This is a genomic window from Bradyrhizobium sp. WYCCWR15520 (assembly GCF_056174665.1).
Map to the genome: position 1 here is coordinate 1 of NZ_JBWBWM010000028.1, position 20,073 is coordinate 20,073.

15 protein-coding genes are annotated in these 20,073 nt (G+C 60.6%); 10 read left to right on the forward strand and 5 right to left on the reverse strand.

From position 1 onward, the window contains the following. The first annotated feature begins 150 nt into the window (after positions 1-150). Positions 151-1,377 carry a glycosyltransferase family 4 protein gene (locus AC0QUY_RS28600; RefSeq protein WP_475389569.1) on the forward strand — a complete coding sequence of 409 codons (1,227 nt, stop codon included), beginning with the start codon at positions 151-153 and terminating at the stop codon, positions 1,375-1,377. Here the strand turns inward: AC0QUY_RS28600 and AC0QUY_RS28605 are convergent. The 4 genes from AC0QUY_RS28605 to AC0QUY_RS28620 all read right to left on the reverse strand — a co-directional run bounded on the left by AC0QUY_RS28605 (position 1,365) and on the right by AC0QUY_RS28620 (position 6,834). Beyond that, the gene (locus AC0QUY_RS28605; protein WP_475389570.1) at positions 1,365-2,039 is read right to left on the reverse strand and encodes a hypothetical protein; all 675 of its coding nucleotides are present in this window, start codon (positions 2,037-2,039) and stop codon (positions 1,365-1,367) included. The genes AC0QUY_RS28600 and AC0QUY_RS28605 overlap by 13 nt on opposite strands. Positions 2,040-2,048: 9 nt before the next feature. After that, positions 2,049-2,525, reverse strand: a complete 477-nt coding sequence (locus AC0QUY_RS28610; RefSeq protein WP_475389571.1) for a type II 3-dehydroquinate dehydratase — start codon at positions 2,523-2,525, stop codon at positions 2,049-2,051. A 167-nt stretch (positions 2,526-2,692) separates the two neighbouring features. Further along, positions 2,693-3,886 carry a CgeB family protein gene (locus AC0QUY_RS28615; protein WP_475389573.1) on the reverse strand — a complete coding sequence of 398 codons (1,194 nt, stop codon included), beginning with the start codon at positions 3,884-3,886 and terminating at the stop codon, positions 2,693-2,695. Between the two features lie 1,754 nt (positions 3,887-5,640). Beyond that, complete coding sequence (locus AC0QUY_RS28620) at positions 5,641-6,834, reverse strand: CaiB/BaiF CoA transferase family protein (protein WP_475389576.1); 1,194 nt, start codon at positions 6,832-6,834, stop codon at positions 5,641-5,643. A 342-nt stretch (positions 6,835-7,176) separates the two neighbouring features. Here AC0QUY_RS28620 and AC0QUY_RS28625 point away from each other — a divergent pair, with 342 nt between their 5' ends. The 8 genes from AC0QUY_RS28625 to AC0QUY_RS28660 all read left to right on the forward strand — a co-directional run bounded on the left by AC0QUY_RS28625 (position 7,177) and on the right by AC0QUY_RS28660 (position 18,895). Then, the gene (locus AC0QUY_RS28625) at positions 7,177-10,191 is read left to right on the forward strand and encodes a M10 family metallopeptidase C-terminal domain-containing protein (RefSeq protein WP_475389577.1); all 3,015 of its coding nucleotides are present in this window, start codon (positions 7,177-7,179) and stop codon (positions 10,189-10,191) included. A gap of 272 nt (positions 10,192-10,463) precedes the next feature. Beyond that, complete coding sequence (locus AC0QUY_RS28630; RefSeq protein WP_475389579.1) at positions 10,464-11,642, forward strand: acyltransferase family protein; 1,179 nt, start codon at positions 10,464-10,466, stop codon at positions 11,640-11,642. Between the two features lie 377 nt (positions 11,643-12,019). Next, the gene (locus AC0QUY_RS28635; RefSeq protein ID WP_475389580.1) at positions 12,020-13,573 is read left to right on the forward strand and encodes a lipopolysaccharide biosynthesis protein; all 1,554 of its coding nucleotides are present in this window, start codon (positions 12,020-12,022) and stop codon (positions 13,571-13,573) included. Between the two features lie 3 nt (positions 13,574-13,576). Further along, entirely contained in the window at positions 13,577-15,412 is a 1,836-nt protein-coding gene (gene asnB / locus AC0QUY_RS28640; RefSeq protein ID WP_475389581.1) for an asparagine synthase (glutamine-hydrolyzing), read from the forward strand. Further along, the gene (locus tag AC0QUY_RS28645; RefSeq protein WP_475389583.1) at positions 15,391-16,005 is read left to right on the forward strand and encodes an acyltransferase; all 615 of its coding nucleotides are present in this window, start codon (positions 15,391-15,393) and stop codon (positions 16,003-16,005) included. Before asnB ends, AC0QUY_RS28645 begins: the two co-directional genes overlap by 22 nt. A 5-nt stretch (positions 16,006-16,010) precedes the next feature. Beyond that, the gene (locus AC0QUY_RS28650) at positions 16,011-17,078 is read left to right on the forward strand and encodes a glycosyltransferase family protein (protein ID WP_475389585.1); all 1,068 of its coding nucleotides are present in this window, start codon (positions 16,011-16,013) and stop codon (positions 17,076-17,078) included. Positions 17,079-17,111: 33 nt separating this feature from the next. Further along, positions 17,112-17,969, forward strand: coding sequence for a class I SAM-dependent methyltransferase (locus AC0QUY_RS28655; protein ID WP_475389586.1), 858 nt, complete (start codon positions 17,112-17,114; stop codon positions 17,967-17,969). Continuing rightward, positions 17,966-18,895 carry an NAD-dependent epimerase/dehydratase family protein gene (locus AC0QUY_RS28660; RefSeq protein ID WP_475389587.1) on the forward strand — a complete coding sequence of 310 codons (930 nt, stop codon included), beginning with the start codon at positions 17,966-17,968 and terminating at the stop codon, positions 18,893-18,895. The genes AC0QUY_RS28655 and AC0QUY_RS28660 overlap by 4 nt, the downstream gene beginning before the upstream one ends. On the opposite strand, the gene AC0QUY_RS28665 is transcribed toward AC0QUY_RS28660, so the two are convergent. After that, positions 18,883-19,272: a hypothetical protein gene (locus tag AC0QUY_RS28665; protein ID WP_475389588.1), complete on the reverse strand. Its 390-nt coding sequence runs from the start codon at positions 19,270-19,272 to the stop codon at positions 18,883-18,885. The two genes, AC0QUY_RS28660 and AC0QUY_RS28665, sit on opposite strands and share 13 nt — an antisense overlap. Between AC0QUY_RS28665 and AC0QUY_RS28670 the strand changes: the two genes are divergently transcribed. After that, positions 19,246-20,055 carry a glycosyltransferase family 4 protein gene (locus AC0QUY_RS28670; protein ID WP_475389590.1) on the forward strand — a complete coding sequence of 270 codons (810 nt, stop codon included), beginning with the start codon at positions 19,246-19,248 and terminating at the stop codon, positions 20,053-20,055. The genes AC0QUY_RS28665 and AC0QUY_RS28670 overlap by 27 nt on opposite strands. Positions 20,056-20,073 lie beyond the last annotated feature (18 nt).

Genomic DNA, 20,073 nt, shown 5'->3' on the forward strand with positions numbered 1-20,073 from the left:
ATGGATCGCGGCGCTGGAGGATGCGATTGCGCGGGATGACCGTTCCACCATCCGCGCGGTGCTCAAGGACGCCGTGCCCGAGTTCGGCTCGAACGCCGCCTGATCTTTTTTCGGTGTCCGCCGGCCACGCGGGCCGGTTCGAAAGCCAAGATGCAGAAGTCCGGAAAAGTCGTCGTCGTCAGCCAGCATTATCCGCCGGACCCGAGCACGACGGCGGCGATCATGGCGGCGATTTCGGAACGCGTGGCGCGGGAAGCCGAAGTTCTGGTGCTGTCGGGAACGGCAGGCTCCGCCGCCGCAGCGGCCGCCGGCAAGCCTGCCGTCGTCGAAGTCAGGAACTGGATGCCCGGCAAGGCCGCATTGCTCAAGCGCGCCTTGGCCGAACTGCTGTTCACGATCCGGACGTTCATTGCGCTATTGGTGAAGTTGCGCCGTGGCGACGTCGCGCTCACCGTTCCCGCGCCCTTCATGCTGCCTTACGCCTTTGCCGCCGCCGCCAAATTGAAGGGCGCGAGGTCGGTGCTGATCATGCACGATCTCTATCCCGACGTTCTCGTCATGGCCGGCCTGTTGAAGCCGCAGTCGATCGTCGCGAAAGCGATGCGCGCGTTGAACGCGCCGATGTTTCGCGCGCTGGGCGCCGTCGTCATCATCGGCCGCGACACGGAGAAACTGCTGCTGCGCTATCGCGGAATGACCAGCGACAGGATCCGCTTCATTCCGAACTGGGCGACGCTTGCGCGTGGTGTCCGCGCGATCGAGCCTGACAATCCGTATCGGCGTTCGTTGTCCGCCCGTTTCGTCGTCGGGCTATCGGGCAATCTCGGCTTCACCCACGATCCCGTTATCGTATTCGAGGCGGCGCGGTTACTGCGGGACGATAAGGATGTCCATTTCCTGTTGTCGGGCTGGGGAGTGGGCTTCGAGCAGTTGAAGACGATGCAGGCCGAGGCAAGGCTTCCGAACGTCACGCTGGTCGACCGCGTCGAGGACGACCAGTTGGAGATTTTTCTTTCGGCCGCGGACCTTTGGATCATTCCGTACCGCAAGAGCGTCGCTGGCGTATCTGTCCCGAGCCGGTTCTACAATCTGCTGGCGATCGGCCGTCCGGTCGTCCTGGTTTCGGAAGCGGATGCCGAGGCGGCGCTGACGGTGACCGAACACGATGTCGGCTGGGTCGTCGAGCCCGGCAATGCTGATGAACTGGCGAAGACGGTCAGTCGCGCCGCCCGTTCCATCGACCCACAGCGGGCCGAACGCGCGGCCGAAATCTCCAAACGTTTCGAATTTGCCGCAGCCATGACAGGTTATTGTGAGCTGATCCGCGAGATCGCGCAGAAAGATTCTGTCGAGGCGCGGAAAAATCACGCGGAATAAGTGGTGCCCGGCAGGAGCCGCTTCGGCAAGCTGAACGCCAGCCGGTAAAGCGGCATCCCGTCGATCGCGCCATGATCCTCGGCAGGAAGCGTCTTGCGCAAGTGAGCGAGGGCGTCACGGACCGCGGCTTCGTCCAGTCCCTCGATCAGCAGCAAGGCGGCAAAGGAGCCGTCGTTGGCCCGCATGCCCTTTTCGCGGGTCTTGATCGAGGTCTGCGCGGCGTCGGTGAGCAGCAGGCGCGCGGCGATGATGCGGTTAAGGCGGGCGAGTTCGGCGACGGCTGTGGCGGCGTCCCAGGATGGCGCCGCATCGAGGCGCAGGGGCGCGACGACGCCGCCCTGGCCGGTGCCGGCCGAGGCTTTGATGCGGCCGCCGCCGCGCGCGAAATTGCCGAGCCTGGGCATGATGGCTTGCGACCATGGCGTCGGTGCGTTCAGCCGGGCCAGATAATCCGGCCCGCCGACGACGCGCTCGTCCTCGAGTTCGTAGAGGATGAAGTAACGGTTCACGGCGACGCCCAGCGCACGAAAGATTCGACACGCCAGAAATCCGTTGATGCCGACGCGCTCGGCGGCATGTTCGCGCGTGATCCAGTGCGCCCAGTCGGTTTCGTCCTGCGGCGTCAGATCGCTCCAGATGGCAAGATAGCCGGCTCCCTGCATGTTGTGATCCTACTTCGGGCCGAGGCGCAGGGCCGTCGGAAGGGCCGCCGGCAGCTTGCCGGCGCCTTGCAGCGCGGCCTGCATGGCGACGATGTAGCCGTAGGGGCCGAGGCCTGCGATCACGCCCTTGACCGCGGCCGAGAGCTTGGAGTGCCGGTGCAGCTCATCGCGGGCGTGGATGTTGGAGATGTGCACCTCGTAGATCGGCCCTTCGAAGATCTTCATGGCGTCGTACATCGCAATCGAGGTGAAGGAGTAGGCGGCGGGGTTGATGATGAGGGCGTCCGCCGAGGTCCGCGCGGACTGGATTAGGTCGACCAGCACCCCCTCGTGGTTCGATTGGTGAAACGCCAGCTCCGCGCCGGCAAAAGCGGCGAATTCCTCGCAGGAGGCCTTGATGGCCTCGAGCGTGGTCGAGCCGTAGATGTGCGGCTCGCGGATGCCGAGCATGTTGAGGTTCGGGCCGTTGAGGATCATGATGCGCATAAAATTTCACAGGATAATGGTGGGGCAGTGTAGCCGATCGCGGCGGCATGTCAGCCGGTGAACCATTTCGCCGGCACGGTGACAACGGAGGGATACAGCACCATCGGGAACAGCACGATAAGTTACGCGACCAGGCTTGTCGATCTGTCTGACGAAGCGCGGCAGCTTCATCGCGGCGCCCGCAAGGCTTCGACGAAACCCAGGATTTCGGCGGCACGGTGGCGGTAGGTGTGCTGAGCCATGGTTCTCGCTTGGCCCGCAGCGGCCGTTGTGGCACGGCTTTCGGTTTCGTCGAGGGCGCGGCCGATAACAGCCAGGCAATCGTCGATCGAGCGCCAGACGGCGACCTCGCGGTCCGGCGCGAACAGGGTGTTCAGATTGTCCTTGAAGTCGGTCAGCAGGAAGGCGCCGACGCCGGTCGCCTCGAACAGCCGCATGTTTCCGGCTTCCCGTCCGGCCATGTCGATGTGGGAATTGAGCGTGATCTTCGAGCGCCGCAGTGCCTGATACATGTCCGCGCCCCAGACTTCGTCCTGGAAGCAGCGATGCAGCGGGGAGGAGGCCGGCAGCGTCTGCGGGCAGTTGCCGAACAGCTTGAGATCGTAACGTTCGGCAACAGCCTCGAGCAACGCAATCCGCTGCTGGTGATCCGGCGACACCGTGCCGACAAAGGAAACCTCGATGTCGACGGCAGGCGCCGGCGGCAGCGCCTCGAGAATGGCGGGCTCGAACGCCAGATGATTGACCTCCGCGCGCACGCCGAGGCGGCGGAAGAAATCCACCGTCGCCGAAAGCTGCGACATCATCAGATCGTAGACCGACCAGTCCACGCCTCGGGATGGCGCAATCCCGATCTGTCCGATCAGGATGGGGTTACCGATCGCCTTGATGCCCCGCATCAGGCCGGGGTCGATGTGAAAAGTGTCCTGGTTGAGCACCACGTCGGGTCTGAAATCCTCGATCTGGGCCAAGAGGATTGCCTCGGCCTGCGCGTCGAGGCTGGGGCTGAGGCCGACCTTGCGGGCCAATGGCCGCAGCATCGGCTTGAGTGGCGTCACGGCGCGTTGCAGCCAGGCCGGCATCGAGGTGCTTCCGCTCGTTGTCTCAGGCCCCGCCGCCTTGACGGCCACGCCATGCTCGCGCGCCCATGCCGTCTGAAGCCAGGCGTTATTGACATGGATCTCCGCCGCCGAATGGCCGAGCGCGGCAAAGCTCCGCGAATAGAAGTCGGCGACGCCGAACAGGCTGCTGTTTCTCGCCGCCATCTGGGCGGCGTAACCGGCGCTTCCGAGCCCAGGCTGGCGGCGATAGAGCCAGCTCAGGAAGCGCGGGTAGTCCGCATTGAGCACAAGGATGCGCATGAATGGCTAGACCGCGTGACGGAAGCCGTAGTTCTGGTCGATCCACGCCTGGTAGGCGCCGCTGCTGACGTCACGCCATGGCTCGTGACCACTGCACGGCCTGCTTCACCCCGTTCTCGAAACCGACGCTGCAGCGGCTGCCGAGTTCGCTCGCAAGCTTGGTCCGGCGCAAAACGCTTCTTCAGCCAGGAGCTTTCATTCTCGGACGCCACGCGCGGCAACATGTCTGCCGGTGTACCATTTTGCCGGCAAAGTGACGAGTGCTGGAAACAGGGAGGAACAGGGCTGCTTGCCGGATCCCGCAGGGACGCGGCGGAACCTTCCGGATTATCCTGTCATGCTTGCTACAGATGAGATATCAGCGGGCGCGGGGGCTGCGAATCCCCATATCTTCCGCACCTGGCCATTGGAATGACGCGCCTCTCCCAACTGACTCGCCGCAACTTTCTGTTGGCGCTGCTCGCAAGCTTCTACCCGCGGTTTGAGGGGGCGAGGCCTCCGTCAGAGAATATCGAAGATAATTACTGGAAGGACGCAGCGATGGAGCCCCAAACTACGCCCGCTATTCGGCTGCGGGGCGCTTCGGGGATCGCTATGAGGCGCTGACGCTTGAGGCTGAATGCCGTAATTCGCGGAGCGAAAGCTATCGAAGCACTGCCGGGCGCCCGCAAACGCGCCGCCAACGAGTAAATGCGTAATAGAGGGATGCTGCATCTCCCTAGGAAGATCTCGGACAGCTTCGGGAAAAATGCTCTCTTGATGTGTTGATGTGTCCAAGATGGATTGAAAGACCTCTCTTCCGGCTTCAGCCTCTTTTAGTTGTGAAAGACAATCGTGAGCGAAGGCGATCTTCCATCTCGTTGGATTACAAATCCTGGCCCGGAAACCGTTTACCTTTGTCAATCTCTTGGATCTCACCCGCGTTTCATGCCATCATATTCCTCCAGCGATGTTCGCGGACGTCCTATCTCACGTTGTAGGGTTCGAAATAGCCCCCGAAGATCAAGAACAGCGAGAGCAGGATGCAACCTAGACGTTAAAGGGCCCTGACTTCCGAGACGTGCCGGTTCACGCTGGCGGGCCCCTTCGCCCAGTACTAGGTTATATTTGACGATCGATTCGGATGGATCCGTTACATGAGGATGAGCATCCCAGTGATGATGAGTGCGGGGGTGATAACTCTTGTTGGTCCACTCGTCGCTGCTTGCGTGAATTCGGATCAAGCGACGACATCGAGGACGACAGTTCGAGCAGGCGCACCGTGGGCACGGGACCTTAATGAGCCACCCCCAAGGCGGGAACCGGCCAATGAAGCGGTGCCACGGATAAAGTCCGATTTGGATGCTGCGCGAGAGAGAGTTAGCCCTTCATTGCGGAGAACGAATTGAGCCGGTCCCCCGTAGGACCTCAGTTCAGCTAGGGTTTGGCCGTCGACATTTCGTCGACTGCGGCCTTCAATGAATCCAAATCCGCCCAAATTGATCTTGTTTCCCTCCCGTTGGCCAGACCGGCTTCGGTAGCTTCTTCACCCTGTTCGTGCGAACGTTCAACTCGGGCAATGCCCTATAGATCAGATCCAGATACATCGTTGTCGCTCTTCTTGGCCTCAGCTAATTCCTTGGCCAAGAAGTCATACCGTTCGGTCGATGGTCTCTCTCTTCAGCTTGCGCCGGCCCCAATGCGGTTCTGTTCCTTTCAGTCCTTCTAAGAGCGTAGGCGGATAGAAGATTGTTTCGTGGAACGCTTGAATCGCCTCACACCACCTTGCGCTGGCGCAATTCGGCGATCTCGTCCGTGTCAAAGCCGAACTCGGCCAGCACTTCTTCGGTCTGCTCGCCGAACTCGGGTGGCCGTGCGGCCATGCTGCTCGGCGTGCGCGACAGTGTTACCGGCTGGCCGACGAGCTGGATGTGGCGATTCTCGTCGTTCGGCACGTGCTGGGCGATGCCGAGGTGCTTGACCTGGGTGTCCTCGAACATCTGGTCGATCGAATAGATCGGGCCGCAGGGCACGCCGGCCTCGTTCAATTCCTTGACCCAGGTTTCCGTCGATTTCTTCTCGGTGAGCTTACCGATTGCGGCGTTGAGCGCATCGCGGTTCTTCGAGCGCGCCGGCGCCGTGGCGTAATCGGGGTTGGTGATCAGTTCGGGCGCGCCGATCGCCTGCGCGCAGCGCTCCCAGATTCGTCCGCCCGTGGTCGCGATGTTGATGTAGCCATCGGAGGTCTTGAAGACGCCGGTCGGGATCGAGGTCGGATGGTTGTTGCCGGCCTGCCTGGCGACGTCCTGTTCCATCAGCCAGCGCGAGGCCTGGAAATCCAGCATGAAGATCTGGGCCTGCAGCAGCGAGGTCTGCACCCACTGGCCCTCGCCGGAGACGTCGCGCTCGAGGAGGGCGGTGAGGATGCCGAGCGCGCAGAACAGGCCGGCGGTGAGGTCGGCGACGGGAATGCCGACCCGCATCGGGCCCTCGCCGGGGGCGCCGGTGATGGACATCAGCCCGCCCATGCCCTGCGCGATCTGATCGAAGCCCGGCCGTTTGTGGTAGGGGCCGTCCTGGCCGAAGCCCGAGATGCTGCCATAGACGAGGCGCGGATTGACCTGGCGCAGGCTCTCATAGTCGATGCCGAGCTTGGCCTTCACGTCGGGACGGAAGTTCTCGACCACCACGTCGGCCTGCTCCGCGAGCCGCTTGAATACGTCGAGGCCCTTGGGGTCCTTCAGGTTCAGCGTCATGGCCCGCTTGTTGCGGTGCAAATTCTGGAAATCCGAGCCCTGGCGCGGGCCGCCCGGCTGCTCGCCGCCGCTGTCCTCCAGCAGCGCGTCGATCTTGATGACGTTGGCGCCCCAATCCGCCAGTTGCCGAACACAGGTCGGCCCGGAGCGGACGCGGGTGAGATCAAGCACGGTGAAGCGGGAAAGGGCCTGCGAAGCGCGTGGGAAAGGCATTGAGAAACCTTGTTTTTTTGGATTTTCGCTGATGGAAGGGCAGCCCGGCCCGACTTAAACAAATCTGGCGATGATTTCCAACAGCTTGTTCGGAGCCCGGCCGAAGGCACGGCGTGGCGGCACGCCGGTTCCGAAAACCCGCCTGCGCGGCAAAGCGGAATCGTACCCCCGCAAGACTACGGGGGTAATACCGAAGAATTTTTGCTTTTCGCCGCAATGGGTCGAAATTGAAGCGCGTGCGACAAGCCCGCTGGTAAACAAGCATTAACAAAGCGATTCTAGCGTCCCGTGTGCTTTTGCGAATTTCACGCAGTCATACGACCCTGCTGACGGGCTTGATCGATGAAGAAAAACCTTTCGCTGTTTGATGACGTCTGGACCTTTGCGGCGCCGGACGCCGGCAACGACGCGTCCATTGCGACGCCCGAGCCGGCAGACGACACGCTCTTCACCGATGACGGCGATCCGTTCCCCGTCGCGGCCGAAACCGTCACCACGATAGTGACGAGCGCAGCGAAACCGGTGGCGTCGATCGCGACGCTTGCCAACTACCTCGTCAACGGCTTCTGGCAATACAACGGCACCATCGCCCATCACTGGGCGTCCAACACCATCACCTACAATATCAATGCGCTGAACACGGCCGAGAAGTTTCTGGCCCAGTCGGCGCTGCAGGCGTGGTCCGAGGTCGCCAACATCACGTTCGTCCAGACGTCCGGCACGGCGAACATCACGTTCAGCAATTCCGGTACGATGCAGGCTTATGCGAGCGGGTCCTGGAATGGCTCGGGCGCAATCACCTCCATGAACATCGTGATCAGCTCCGACTGGGTCACCACCGACGGCGGCGCCAACGACGGCAAGACCGGCATCGACAGCTATGCCTACCAGACCTACATCCACGAAGTCGGGCACGCGCTCGGGCTGGGCCATCAGGGCCCGTACAATGGCAGCGCGTCGTACGCGACCAACGCGACCTACGCCAACGACACTTGGCAATATTCAATCATGTCGTATTTCTCGGAGCCGAACTATTCCGGGAGTTCGTACCGCTACGTCGTTACGCCGCAAATGGCCGACATCTACGCGGTGGCCTCGGTCTACGGGGCGGCGACCACGACCAGGACAGGCGACACCGTCTACGGCTTCAACGGCACTGCGGGCGCGGTATTCAATTTCGGCAACTACACATCGGCGCCGGCGCTGACGATCTACGATGCCGGCGGCAACGACACGCTCGATTGCTCCGGCTATTCGGCGGCGCAGACTATCGATCTGCATGCAGGCGTCTTCTCCTCGGTTGGCGGGCTTGTCAACAACATCGGAATCGCACTTAGCGCGACCATCGAGAAAGCCATCGGCGGCAGCGGCAACGACAGATTGATCGCGAGCAACACCAGCAGTACGCTATCGGGCGGCGGTGGCAGCGATACGCTGATCGGTGGTGCCGGAAACGACTCCATCTTGGGCGGCTCCGGTACTGACGTCGCCGTATTTGCGGGCTCCCGCAGCAATTATCTGATCGTTTTTAACTCCGCAAATCAGACATATACGGTGATAGATCAGCGAACTGGATCGGCCGACGGGGCGGACTCCCTTACGGAGGTCGAGAATTTCCAGTTCTCCGACGGGACCTTTGCGAGCTCGACCTTCACCAACTCGCCAACGGTTATCGAGGCGCAGGGATCGACCAGTCTGGTCCAGGTCTCCTCATATTACTTTCTTCAGAGCAATAGCAGCGGTCCCGGCCCCGAGCTGTATTGTTACGGAGCGCCGGTCGTAGCGGGACAGTTTGGCGCCTGGACGCTGATCGGATCGGAGAAGACAGCGAACGGCTATCAGGTCGTCTTGCAAAACGGGACGGCCGACAGCTACATCGTCTGGAGCGTCGACAACAACGGCAACTACATCACCAACACCGCACCTGCCTCAGGGGCCGGCATAGGCATTGTGTCGCTGGAAACGAGCTTCCAGCAGGATCTCAACGGCGACGGCACGATTGGCGTTTCCATCGCCTCAGGAACAGCCATCGAGTCCTTCGGGTCGACCAAGCTGGTCCAGGTCGGCAACAACTATTATCTTGCCAGCGTCAGTGGCAATTCCGGTCCCGAGCTGAAATGCTACGGAGCGCCGGTTGTAGTGGGCCAGTTCGGCGCCTGGACGCCGATCGGAACAGAACAGACGGCGAGCGGCTACCAGGTTGTGTTGAAGTACGGGGCGGCTGACAGCTACATCGTCTGGAGCGTCGACAGCAACGGCAACTATATCACCAACACTGCGCCTGCCTCGGGGTCCAGCTCCGGCATTGTATCGCTGGAAACGAGCTTCCAGCAGGATCTCAACGGCGACGGCACGATTGGCATAGCCGCCGTGTCAGGAACAGCCATCGAGTCCTTCGGGTCAACCAAGCTGGTCCAGGTTGGCAACAACTATTATCTTGCCAGCGTCAGTGGCAATTCCGGCCCCGAGCTGAAATGCTACGGAGCGCCGGTTGTAGTGGGCCAGTTCGGCGCCTGGACGCCGATCGGAACAGAACAGACGGCGAGCGGCTACCAGGTTGTGTTGAAGTACGGGGCGGCTGACAGCTACATCGTCTGGAGCGTCGACAGCAACGGCAACTATATCACCAACACTGCGCCTGCCTCGGGGTCCAGCTCCGGCATTGTATCGCTGGAAACGAGCTTCCAGCAGGATCTCAACGGCGACGGCACGATTGGCATAGCCGCCGTGTCAGGAACAGCCATCGAGTCCTTCGGGTCGACCAAGCTGGTCCAGGTCGGCAGTAACTATTATCTCACCAGCGTCAGCGCCAATTCCGGCCCCGAGCTGAAATGCTACGGAGCGCCGGTTGTAGTGGGCCAGTTCGGCGCCTGGACGCCGATCGGAACAGAACAGACGGCGAGCGGCTACCAGGTCGTGTTGAAGTACGGGGCGGCTGACAGCTACATCGTCTGGAGCGTCGACAGCAACGGCAACTACATCACCAACACCGCGCCTGCCTCGGGGAGCAGCTCTGGCATTAGGTCGCTGGAAACGAGCTTCCAGCAGGATCTCAACGGTGACGGCACGATTGGCGCTTCCGCCATCTCGCAAATGGCCCCGACTGCGCTAGGCGCTCATGACGCATTCCGATTCCGGGCAGATTTCGGTGAACAGGGTGGCGGAACTGATTCTGTCTGGCTGGCCGAATTTTCAGCCAGCTATGCAAACCCGGAAGCGCTTCCTGCGGTCGTGCAGGCAGATTCGTTGTTTCACCCAGCGACTGGCGGTCAGGATGCGATAATCAACGTCTTCGAGCACAACGACGTAAAGTTTCAGGTGGCCGAGCTGCCCGCTGGCTTTTTCATCCTGCATTAGCCTGACCAGCCCGGAAAACAACGGGCATGGACCTGTCCCGGAGCATGGGCTAATTCGATGCTGTCTGGCAAAGAGGGGCGAGCCTGCCCAGCGGCATTCGGTACCCTGATAACTGTAACCGAATTGCTGCTAAAGTGGGGCCTGATAAATTCAATCGCGCCACCAGCCCGGCGGCGAGAGCATAGGAACGTACGATTTGGCGAAGCAATGACCCCCTGGTGGCAAAGACTTGAGTTGTCAGTGCGCCATTTTTCCCAATCGCGATTCATCAGATGAGCGGTGGAGGTAACGTTAAGGTCGATGCAGCAACATCGAACTTGATGGATGCTTTGCGCGGCGTGAGCGCAATGATCGTTGCGTGCGTCCACGGATTCCAAGTGTTCGTCTTGCCCTATCATGGGGTCGGTTCTCCAAGCCATATCCTGACGAGCCTATTGGCTACTCACGCAGTGACGATGTTTTTCATCGTCAGTGGGTTTATGATATACGTCAGCACTCTTCGTCACAGAAATGCAGACGGGTCATTTCAAACGGCTAGGTTTGCCGAAGCGCGAATACTCAGAATTTATCCGCCGCTGATTGCGGCAATTGTCATCACGATCCTAGTTTACTTGTTGATCCAGCTTCTGGATCTGCACGGCCGGGAGAGCTTTCGGCTTGGAGGCGAACTATTCGTTGCCCGAGAGCGCGCGACACTCGAATGGTCGGCGCTTCCCAGCACATTCTTTCTGCTCTATGGGGCGGTCCCCGGAGCTCCGCCGCCCATCAACATGGACGGGCCGCTCTGGACCTTAAGCTACGAATGGTGGTTCTACATTCTCATATTTCTGTCAGCACGGCTTTGGAACGGCTGCTCAGTTTCTACCTTACTCCCGCTCGCCGCCATTGGCATCATGCTGCTATATGGTCGCAACACTTTGTTTCTTTGGTTTTTCCTGATCTGGCTCAGCGGCTTTTGGCTTGGGCACATTTATGTCAAGGGCCAACTATTCACCGACAAAGTTTGGCCAAGGGCGGCGGCGCTAGCCGTTAGCGCCTTGATCATGATGTTCGTCATGGGGCACGGGCACTTGGTCAGTGATCTGCTCAATCCTTTCGATACGCCTTCTGCTCAGAGAATGATGGTGATTGTGGGCGTCTTTCTTGCGCTTGTGGTGTCGGTCCTGATTCGCTGGGCGACTTCTTCAGGTGTAGCGATACCGAAGGCAATCAGCGGATTGGCACGATTTTCATATACACTTTATGTCATCCACTATCCGCTACTCCTGCTGAGTTTCAGCTTGCTGTACCCGTTGCTTCACAATCGTGGCTGGATGATCTCCCTGATCGCAGCCGCGGCCGTCCTTGCGCCGATTACCTATATCGCTTCAAAGGTGGCCCTTCTCGTAGAGAACAGGAAGCTGCTGAGCCGTTTGGTGTCTCGTACACGTTACCTGCAGCAAAAGGCTTGATGCGATCACGAGGCGGTAGCATCCTTCCCAGTCCGTGGAGAACAACTTTTATTCGGGTCAGCGAGCTGGTCTTGAAGAGCAAGCTGGCAGGACGAAAATCGGAGCCGGCGCGATCCAGCCAAAGAGAGCTAGTTTGATCGTCTGCATCATAAAGCAAAATCATAAAGCAAATTTATTTCAACGACTTGCAGGGGCTGCATTGCGGCGTCTTGATCGCTGCTGTAGATAGGCGATGGTGGGGTAAGCCCAGCAATTAGCGACCTCCCGGCTCGGTTCTTCCCTGTCGGCAAGTGCGCTTCCTAGTCATTCGTGGCACGGCATGTTCCCAGGTCGTTGGGTAGATCGACCGATCCATGTCGCGCCGGCCCGAAGATGATATGGCATTGAAGAAAAGTCCGACCGATCTGCTTGGTAATTCCGCCTGGAATGCAATCGCCTTTGGGGTGGCTGTTGCAATGAACCTGCTGATTCTGCCGTTCGTGGTTTTCCGTCTCGGTGTGGCGGCATTTGGGGTTGCAAGCTTGGTTACGGCGTGCGTGGCGCCCGCGCTGGCGTTCAGCAACGCGCTGGCATTGTCTACGACGCGTGAGCTTGCGCAGCGGCTGGCGCCGGCGCAGCGCGATGAGGCGCAGCGGCACTTCGCCACCGCGATGATGCTGGCCATCGGCATCGGCGGCTTGATCGCCATCATTCTCGGGCTGGCGGGGGCGCCGCTCGCGCGCCTGGCATTCCATCTCATTGGCCCGTCCGCGGACGATCTCGGACTTGCCTTCGTGCTGGCGGCCGCCGGATGGCTGTGTCAGTGCCTTTCCGCCGTTGTTCTGGCGTTATTCTCGGCGCGGCAGGATTATCGGCGGATTGCTGCGATCAGCATTGGCGGCACGGTGATCGCGACGGCATCGATGCTGTTGCTCATCCCGCACTGGCCGCACGCCTCGACATTTCTCGGCTGTCAGGCGTTGGGTTTCGCTACAAACCTGGCTCTCGCCTTCGGTTTGTCGCGTCGCGCGACCGCCGAATGGATGGCCCGGCCTGCGCTTCATCGCCGGCCGCTCGGTCATATGGTCAGGCTGGGCGGCTGGCAACTGGCTGCGCAGGCGGGCGCGGTCGTCGCCGTGCAAGCGGACCGATATCTGCTTGGCGCACTGTTGCAACCGCAATTCGTCGGATTCTATTCCATCGCGCAGCGGCTGGAAGAGGCGGTGTATATCGGCGTGCTGAAAGTCGGCGAAGTGCTGTTCCCGTTCTTCAGTACGCTGCAGGCAGAGGCCGACGATCGCAAGGTGGATTTGCTGTTTCGATCTTCCTGGGTTCTCAATGTCATTGCGGCAAGCGCAATCGGCGGGCTTGTCCCGGTTGCCGGCCCGCTGCTTCATCTGTGGACCGGTGCGGAAGTGGCCGCCGAAGGCCAGCGGGTACTCGTGATACTGTCGATCGCCGGCATCCTCGGATCGAGCGCAAACGTCTTCGCATTCTACTTTCTGGCGCAGGGCCGGTCGCGCTCGAATGCCCTGATCTCGCTGCTGACAGGCGTCGCAACTCTGTCGGCCAGCGCGGTCGTGTTGCCGTATTTCGGCTGGCAGGCGGCGGGCTGGAGCGCATGTTTCGGCATGATCGCCCAGATGATCACCACCGTCATCCTGCTGCGGACGAGTTTCAGTCTCGCCGGCATGTGGTCGCGTCTGGCCAATTTTGTGTTGATGCCGCTCGGGGCGGGCATCATCACGGCGCTGGCGCTGGGATATTGCCTGCGCGATGCGTCGTTCGGCCCTTCGCCGAGCTGGCCGTATGTGGGAAGCTTCTATTTCGTGGCGGCCGGTATCATCTTTGTCGTTGCGGTCGCCGTGTCGCGGATCGGGCCCCACGGTGCGACGTGCTGGCGGGACCTTCACGTGATCGTCAGCCGCCTCGTTCCTGTAAGGGAGCCGTAGAAAATGTGCGGAATTGCAGGCGTCATGAACCTCCGCGGCAACGCGGTCGAGCGAGCGGATATCTCGCGACTGACGAACCTCGTCGCGCATCGCGGACCATTCGGGGAAGGAATCTGGTTCAACGAAAAGCGCGACCTAGCCTTTGGTCACCGCAGGCTCGCGATCATCGATCCCGGGGAGGGCGGCTATCAGCCTATGGTTTCTGTCGACGGCCGTCATGTGATCGTGTACAACGGCGAAATTTACAACTTCCTCGAGCTTCGGCGCGAGCTCGAGGCGCAGGGCGCGGTCTTTCGCAGCCAGTCAGACACCGAGGTCATTTTGGCCGCGTGGCAAGCCTGGCAAGAAGGGATGCTGCCACGCTTTAACGGAATGTGGGCGCTGGCGATTTACGACACCAGAACCGAAGAGCTGTTTCTGGCGCGCGACCGCTTCGGCATCAAGCCGCTATTGTATGCGATGACACCGGAACGCTTTGTCTTTGCGTCCGAGCAGCGCGCATTGGCGCGAAGCGGCCTGATCAACGTGTCATTGGATGTCGATGTGGCGCGTCGGCTCCTGGTCGATGCTTTCGGCATTGAGGGGAGCGAGCGGACGCTTTGCCGGGAGGTGCGGCGCCTGCAGGCTGGGCACTGGATGTGGTTGCGGCGAGGACAGCTTGAAATCCGGCGCTGGTGGCGGACGGTGGATCACTTGCCGGCGATACCGGTAGCCGAGGCGGAATGCGTTGAACGCTTTCGCGAGATTTTCCAAGATGCCGTGGCGCTGCGCATGCGCAGCGACGTCCCGATCGGGACCTGTCTGTCGGGAGGATTCGATTCATCAGCCGTGATCTGTACCATGGCCGCGCACGAAAAGGCCGGCATGGGCCCGCGCGGCAGCACCTCGTGGCGCCACGCCTTCGTTGCGACGTTTCCCGGCGCCTCCAACGACGAGCGGCCGATGGCCGAGGAGGCCGCGGCCTGGGCGGACGTCGTGCCGACATTCCTCAAGGTCGGGCGGGGCGATGCGCTAACCGAACTCGATCGAATCCTCGATGACAATGATGATGTCTATATCGGACTTCCAAGCGCCGCCTGGTTGATCTATCGAGAACTCAGGCGGCATAACGTGACGGTGTCGCTGGATGGCCATGGCGCAGACGAGTTAATGGGGGCCTATCTCCAGGAAGGACAATCGGGAGCGTTTTGGATGCGAAACATGCTCGCAGGACTTGGCTCCGGTTCGGCGCTGGCGAGGCGAGGCACCGACGTTTTGCGGGTGCTGATGATCAAACGCCAGGGGCACTATTTCCTGCGCGGTGGTCTGCGCGATATTCCGTGCCGGCTTCCGCTAGTCGGTGACGACGATGTGCTGCCGCGCGACTGGGGTTCATTGAACCGGCGGCTCTATCAAATGTTTCACAGCACGGTGCTGCCTACCATCCTGCGAAACTTCGATCGCCTGTCGATGGCTCACGGAATCGAGGTCCGGATGCCGTTCATGGACTGGCGTCTGGTGACGTACACCATGGCATTGCCGCAGACATGCAAGTTCTCCGATGGCTATTCCAAAGCGATTGCGCGGCACGCGATGGCCAACCTCATGCCGGAATCCATTCGCATGGGACGCCGGAAGGTAGGATTCAATTCGCCGATGCCCGAATGGCTTAGCGGACCTCTGGCCGGATGGACCGCCGATTTGCTCGATCAAAGGGTACCGGCCTTTGCCGAACTGGTCGACGAGCAGGGCCTGCGTAAAACGGTCAGCCATTTGACTTCGTCAAAGCAGTGGGACTGGGAGTCGGCCAGTCGCATCTGGCCGTATCTGAATATGAAATGGATGCTGGCAAGATCCTGACCATGCAAAGACTCATTCTCACAAGCGTCGACACCATCCTTGGTTGGAAGAGTCGATTTTCCGGGGCGGTGAATATCGGATGTGGATCTACAATCGCATGGCGCCGCATCAGGCGGGCGGCCGGCAACACGTTGTCAGTGGGAGAAGATTCGATCATTCGCGCCGATATCAGCTTCGAGGAAACTGGGGGCAAAATTCAGATCGGAGATCGCACATTTATCGGACGGAGCCATTTGGTCTGTTATCGAAGCCTCTTCATCGGCGACGATGTCATCATGTCATGGGGAGTTACGATTGTGGATCACGACTCCCACAGTATCGATTGGATGGATCGCCGGAACGATGTTCGCGAATGGGGGGCCGGCCGAAAAAACTGGGAGCTGATCGCGCATGCGCCGGTCGTGGTGAGCGATAGGGCCTGGATCGGATTCAACGTGAGTATCCTGAAGGGAGTGACTATCGGAGAGGGGGCTGTCATCGGGGCATGTTCGGTTGTCACCCGCGATATTCCGCCTTACACTCTGGCGGCCGGGAATCCCGCCCGAGTAATCCGCGCGTTGAGCTTGCCGCCAGATACACGGCCGGCGGGTTAACTGTCATGCGTGTGTTCCAAAACAACGGCCTGTCACGTGGATTCCGTGTCCATCGACGCCAGTTGTCCTATCAGAGCTTTGCCGCCGGACGCGCGCAATTTCTGAAGACCAGATTTACCGCGTCCCATATTCTTCTGCCCGTGCTCACCGGCAGCCTGGACGCGTTTTACACCAATGGAGACGATGAACGGCTGCAGATGCTGTGGGCGAAAGAGAATGGTCTGCGGACAAAAGACCTCGAGCAAATTCTGCTCGCGCAGATCGAGCAACATCGCACTGAAGTATTCTATAATCTCGACCCGATCCGTTACGGCAGTGAGTTTGTTGCGAAGCTGCCGGGCTGCGTGAAGAAGTCGGTTGGCTGGCGAGCCGCCCCCTCGGGAAGCGCAGACCTGACGAAATACGACCTGATCGTGTGCAACTTTCCGTCAATTCTCGATAGCTGGCGACAGAAAGGCTGCCGGGTGGCGTATTTTTTTCCGGCGCACGATCCTGTGATGGATGCCTATGCCGCAGCTCGAAGTGATGAACTCGATGTCATATTCATCGGAGGATACTCACGTCATCACGTCAAGCGCAGCCAGGCGCTCCGGGCTGCGGCTTCGACGCCTGGTATCAGGGCACGCTTTTACCTCGAAGATTCACGCCTTACCCGATTGGCAAATTTTCTTCCTCCTGTGCCAGTGCTTCGCTCATACCGTCACCCAGACGAAATTCGTGGGATTCGCGCTGACCCGTTGTATGGTCTCGATGCATATGCAGCGATCGCCAAAAGCCGGATCGTGTTCAACGGTGCGGTAGACATGGCGGGGGAGGACCGCGGCAATATGAGATGCTTTGAGGCGACTGGATGCGGAGCGGTCCTTCTGACCGACGCAGGGCGCTATCCGGAGGGTTTCGTTGATGGCGAAACCATGCTGGAATATTCCGCGCCCGAGCAAATACCGGAACTGATCAAGAGGCTGATCAGAGATGAAACTTTGGCCAGATCCATCGCTCAGGCGGGTTGCGCCATGGTGAAAGAGCGCTATAGCAAACAACTGCAATGGACGAAATTTCAGGATCTGATCTGACCGGCGGGCCGGGCTAGCAAGTGCAAGGTTTGCATGTTGGACGAAAAGCCTCTCACGACTTGGGAAGATGCCGTGATCTGGCTGCGCAACCAGCCGGACCAGCGCCAGCTCGTGCTCGACGCGTTCTATGATGACCCTCTGATTGACGCAGCCGAGCGCTATTTTGCCAGTGCCGAATGGCAAGCGGTTTCGGAGTTTCTGGAGAATCGGACCGGCAAGGCGCTTGACGTTGGCGCCGGGCGCGGAATTGCGAGCTATGCACTGGCGCGGAGCGGATTTGTGGTTACCGCGCTCGAGCCTGATCCCAGTGCCGTGGTCGGGACAGCGGCGATCCGCCGCCTCGCGGCCGAGGCCCGTCTGCCGATCGAGGTGGTCGAGGAATTTTCCGAGCGCCTGCCGTTCGCTGACGGCACATTCCATGTCGTGTTCGCGCGGGCCGTGCTGCACCATATGCGCGATCTCGACCGCGCCTGCCGGGAAATGTTCCGCGTGCTTCGTCCCGGCGGAATGCTCATCGCCGCACGCGAACACGTGATCAGCAAGGAAGCCGACCTCGGCGCATTCCTCGATCAGCATCCGCTGCATCGCCTCTATGGCGGCGAGCATGCGTATCTTCTCGATCGGTATGTGGGCGCGCTAAGGGCTGCGGGATTTACCACAATCGAGGTGCTCGCGCCGCTGAAGAGTCCGATCAATCTGTTTCCCTACACGATCGAGACGCTTCGGGCGACCGTCGTGGAAAGATTGACGGACAAGATTCCGGTGAGATCGGTTTGGCGCGCTGCACTCGCTTCCAGGATTGTTTTCACATCGCTGCTTTCGATGGCAGAGCGCTTTGACCACCGGCCTGGCCGGCTCCACTCATTCGTCTGTCACAAGGCACAGGCATGACCGTGTGGGTTACCGGAGCCAATGGCTTCATCGGTCGGCATCTCGTTCGGGTGCTGACTGATCGGGGCAAGCGCGCTCACGGCATCGGCCATGGCGCGATCGGCGACGCTGAAAGGCGTCGCATTGGCCTTGAGCATTGGCTGAACGGCGAGATCGATGCGGCCAATCTCAATGCGCTTGCGGAACACTCCGGACTGCCGTCAACGATTTTCCATCTGGCCGGCGGGTCGTCGGTTGGGCTGTCGATCGCGCAGCCGTTTGAGGATTTTTCGCGCACCGTTACCAGCACGGCCAGATTGCTGGAGTGGCTACGCGGAGCGGCCAGGGATTGTCGCTTGATCGTCGCGTCGAGCGCTGCGGTCTACGGCGCGGGTCACGAGGGGGCGATTGCGGTGGGTGCCACAACGCTTCCGATGTCGCCCTACGGCCAGCACAAGCTGATGATGGAGCAACTGTGCCGAAGTTACGCTGTCACCTTTGGTTTGCGCAGCACGGTGGCGCGGTTGTTCTCGGTCTACGGGCCGAACTTGCGCAAGCAATTGCCGTGGGACATCTGCTCCCGCCTGCAAGCGGGTGAGCGAAACCTGGTGTTGGGGGGCACGGGCACGGAGCTGCGTGACTGGACCGATGTTCGTGATGTCGCCCGGTTGATGGCCGAGATTGACGGAAAGCCGCAGGTGGAGAACTTTCAGGTGGTCAACGGCGGATCCGGGCTTGGCACGACCGTGGCGCGGGTCGCCGCAATACTCGCAGAATGCTGGGGCGGAAGCATTTCATTGCAGTATTCTGGTATCGTTCGCGCCGGCGATCCATCAAGCCTGCTGTCGGACGACGCGATGCTGCGCTCGATGCCCTTTGACTGGAAGATCCCGGTCGAACAGGGCTTTGCGGATTATGTTTCGTGGTTCAAGGATCAGATCCGGTGAGCCCGGATGCGCCACTGCGTCTCGCATTCACGCATATTCCCCGCCGGCTCTGGGCCGGTGGCTACAATTATCAAAGCAATCTGTTTGCGGCGCTGAGCAGGTTCCGTCCCGGGGAGTTCACTCCCGTCGTGTTTGCCGGAACCGGTGACGATGATGCCGACCTTGCGCCGCTTGCCGCGATACCTGATGTGGAGGTGGTGCGATCGCCGGCGTTCGAGGGCCGGGCCGGTTTGGTTGCGGCGTTGACGCTGGGGCTTGACCGGAAGGCAGTAGCAGAATTCCGGACGCGTCGCATCGATGCCGTCTTCGAGGCCGCCCGCTTCTTTGGCCGACTTCTGCCCTATCGCGCAGTGGCCTGGCTTCCCGATTTTCAGCATCGACGGCTGCCTCAGCTTTTCCCGGCCGCGGCGCGGTGGCGTCGCGAAGCCGGCTTCCGTATGCAGATCGCATCCGGGCGGACCGTAATGCTGAGCAGCGAAAGCTCGCATCGCGATTTCAGGAAATTTTATCCCGGAGCGAAGAACGAAGTCTGCGTCGTTCGTTTCGCAACCCAGCCATCGCCGGCGTTGCTGACCGCAAATCCGGCCGAGATAGTTGCGCAGTACCGGTTGCCCGAGAAATACTTCTACCTGCCAAATCAGTTTTACACGCACAAGAACCATCAGGTGGTCGTGGATGCGCTGGCCATCCTGGAGCAGCGTGGGTTCGACGCGGTCGTGTGCGCCTCGGGCAGCACCGAAGATCGGCGCGAGCGCGACTATTTCGATGGGGTCATGGGGCGGGTGCGAAGCCGTGGGCTCGAAAAGCGTTTCCGCCATCTGGGAATGATTCCGCTATCGCATGTCTACGCGTTGTTGCGGGCGTGCACCGGGCTGATAAATCCGTCCCGATCCGAGGGATGGAGCACGACGGTGGAAGAAGCGAAATCCTTCGGCGTGCCAATGATTTTGTCCGATCTCGATGTGCATCGCGAACAGACCGCTGGCACGGCGCACTATTTCGGAACTGACGATCCTGTCGTCCTAGCGAACGAACTCATGTGTCTCTCAGAGAATTCCGGGGGACCTGTGATCCGCAACCTCCTTCCGAACCAGGATGTCCGCGTCGCAGCCTTTGCGGCGGACTTTGCCAAGACCGTTCGGCTTGCAATGCAGGCTTGACTTCGGTTGCAGGCCTGC